At 55.8% G+C, this 3,217-nt stretch carries 2 rRNA genes; both read left to right on the top strand.

The features are described from left to right. Positions 1–29: 29 nt before the first annotated feature. Positions 30–2,971: ribosomal RNA gene (locus HMPREF0860_RS01605) — 23S ribosomal RNA — on the top strand. 129 nt (positions 2,972–3,100) lie between these two features. Further along, positions 3,101–3,212 (top strand): 5S ribosomal RNA (rrf, locus tag HMPREF0860_RS01600). The last annotated feature ends 5 nt before the right edge of the window (positions 3,213–3,217 follow it).

The raw sequence follows: 3,217 nt of genomic DNA, 5'->3' as shown, positions 1-3,217 counted from the left end.
GGAAGCTTAGAGCGCGGGAAAGAGAATATGGTCAAGCGAGCATAGGTTTGCGGCGGATGCCTAGGAGCTGTCCGGCGAAGAAGGCCGCGGTAAGCTGCGAAAAGCTGCGGGGAGGAGCACACATCCTGAGATCCGCAGATAGCCGAATGGGGTAACCCGTATGTCGCAAGGCATACACCGCGCGCGGGAAGAAGATACTGCGGCGGAGCGATACTGCGTGAAGTGAACCATCTAAGTAACGCGGGAAGAGAAATCAAAAGAGATTGCGCAAGTAGCGGCGAGCGAACGCGCAGGAGCCTAAACCCTTTAAGGGGTGTTGCAGGGCCGCACGGGGATGACCCGTGGAGTTGGTGAGAAAACCGATATTTAGCGGAAGCGTCTGGAAAGGCGCGCGAGACAGCGTGAAAGCCGCGTATGCGAAAGATATCGGACTCCATGGTGCGGTACCTAAGTAGAGCGGGGCACGAGAAACCCTGTTTGAATCCGGGTCGACCACGATCCAAGGCTAAATACGAGACAGCTACCGACAGCGAAGAGTACCGTGAGGGAACGGCGAAAAGAACCCCGGTGAGGGGAGTGAAAGAGAACCTGAAACCGCAAACCGACAAGATGTCACGGCGCGTGAGCGTTGTGGCGTGTCTTTTGTAGAATAAACCTGCGAGTTGCGATGCGCGGCGAGGCTAAGGGTTGGGAGATCCGGAGCCGGAGCGAAAGCGAGTGTGAGAAGTGCGAGAAGTCGCGTGTCGCAGACCCGAAGCCAAGGTGATCTAATTATGGGCAGGCTGAAGGCAGGGTGAAACCTGTTGGAGGGCCGAACAGTAATCTGTTAAAAAAGGTAGTGATGACCTGTGATTAGGAGTGAAAGGCTAAACAAACCTGGAAATAGCTGGCTCTCCCCGAAATGCCTTTAGGGACAGCCTCATGCAAAGCGGAAGGAGGTAAAGCACCGGATGGGATAGGGGGCGTCACAGTCTACCGACACCAATCGAACTCAGAATGCCATCCGCCAACGCATGGGAGTGAGACTGTGTGCTCCAAGGTTCATAGTCGAGAGGGAAACAGCCCGGACCGACGGCAAAGGTCCCGAAATAACGCTCAGTGTGAAATGAGGTGCGCTTGCACAGACAGCCAGGAGGTTGGCTCAGAAGCAGCCATTCCTTAAAAGAGTGCGTAACAGCTCACTGGTCGAGCAGGCGTGCGCAGACAATGTAACGGGGCTAAGCGTTATACCGAAGCCGCGGGTCCGCATCTAGTGATGCGGGCGGTAGGGGAGCATTGCGCTAACCGGAGAAGGCGTACCTGTGAGGGGCGCTGGAGGAAGCGGAAGAGAGAATGCAGGCACAAGTAACGAAAAGACGGGTGAGATTCCCGTCCGCCGAAAGCCTGAGGATTCCCGGGTAAAGGCAATCTGCCCGGGGTAAGTCGGCCCCTAAGGCGAGGACGAAAGTCGTAGTCGATGGGAAATCGGTTCACAATCCGATACCCGATTCAGTTTTGAAGGCAGGACGCATGAGGTGAAATCCGGCAGAAGAACGGTAGTTTCTGTCCAAGCGGTAAGGTGTTGAGAGGGCGGTTAAAAGAGCCCTTGAGCTGAGCCGTTACGGGGAGCGGAGCGCAGGCGAAGCGAAGCGGATGTAATCAAGGTGCCGGGAAATACTGTCTAAAGATAGGCTGAGTTGGACCGTACCGGAAACGGACACACGCAGGCAGGATGAGCAATCTAAGGCGCACGAGCGACCCCGCGTTAAGGAACTCGGCAAAAAGCACACGTAACTTCGGAAGAAGTGTGGCTCACGCTGATAAGGATGTGAGCGGCAGAAAGCAGGCCCAGGCGACTGTTTACCAAAAACACAGCCATCTGCGAACCAGTAATGGGACGTATAGGTGGTGACACCTGCCCGGTACCGGAAGGTTAAGGGGAGGGGTAAGCCGAAAGGCGAAGCTCCGAACCGAAGCCCCGGCAAACGGCGGCCGTAACTATAACGGTCCTAAGGTAGCGAAATTCCTTGTCGGGTAAGTTCCGACCCGCACGAATGGTGTAACGATTCTGGGCGCTGTCTCAACGCGGGACTCGGTGAAACTTATATTCCGGTAAAGAAGCCGGATACCCGTAATTAGACGGAAAGACCCCGTGAACCTTCACCGCAGCTTATCACTGGGATTCTATCCGCCATGTGTAGGATAGCCGGGAGGCACTGAAGCGTGCGCGTCAGCGTGCGTGGAGCCGCTGGTGAAATACCGGCCCTGGCGGATGGGATTTCTAACTCCGGTCCGTGAAGCCGGAAGGGGGACAGTGATTGGCGGGCGGTTTGACTGGGGCGGTCGCCTCCTAAAGGGTAACGGAGGCGCGCGAAGGTCTCCTCGCGGTGGTTGGAAATCATCGTACGAGTGTAAAGGCACAAGGAGGCTTGACTGCGAGTGAGACATCACGAGCAGGTGCGAAAGCAGGTCTTAGTGATCTGGCGGCGGCAAGTGGAAGCGCCGTCACTTAACGGACAAAAGGTACTCCGGGGATAACAGGCTGATTTTCCCCAAGAGTTCACATCGACGGGAAAGTTTGGCACCTCGATGTCGGCTCATCGCATCCTGGGGCTGGAGCAGGTCCCAAGGGTTTGGCTGTTCGCCAATTAAAGCGGTACGTGAGCTGGGTTCAGAACGTCGCGAGACAGTTCGGTCCCTATCTGTTACGGGCGGAGGATGTTTGAGAGGAGCTGCTTTTAGTACGAGAGGACCGAAGCGGACGAACCTCTGGTATACCGGTTATCCTGCCAAGGGTAAGTGCCGGGTGGCTACGTTCGGAAGGGATAACCGCTGAAAGCATCTAAGCGGGAAGCCCGCCTCAAGATGAGACATCCCTGAGGGTATAACCCTCCTAAAGACCCCGGAGACACTATCCGGTTGATAGGCTGCAGGTGCAGGCACGGCGACGTGCATAGCCGAGCAGTACTAATAGGTCGTGAGGCTTGACCATATTATCGTTCCCGTGCTATAGCGCGGTACAATAGACATACGAGCACATAAAAGCTCGTATGAAACGACGGCAGGCGCTTTGTTGTACGTCTGCCCCTTCTTCCTGTTTCTTTTTTTACGGCAATTATTGCCCGGTGGCCATGGCGGGGAGGAAATACCCGTTCCCATTCCGAACACGGAAGTCAAGCTCCCTTGCGCCGATGATACTGCTTATCAAGCGGGAAAGTAGGCAGCTGCCGGGCTTTTT

It is taken from the genome of Treponema socranskii subsp. socranskii VPI DR56BR1116 = ATCC 35536, assembly GCF_000468115.1.
Lineage (GTDB): Bacteria > Spirochaetota > Spirochaetia > Treponematales > Treponemataceae > Treponema_D > Treponema_D socranskii.
Note: the sequence above shows the minus strand (reverse complement) of the source record. Positions and strands in the feature narration are given on the sequence as shown.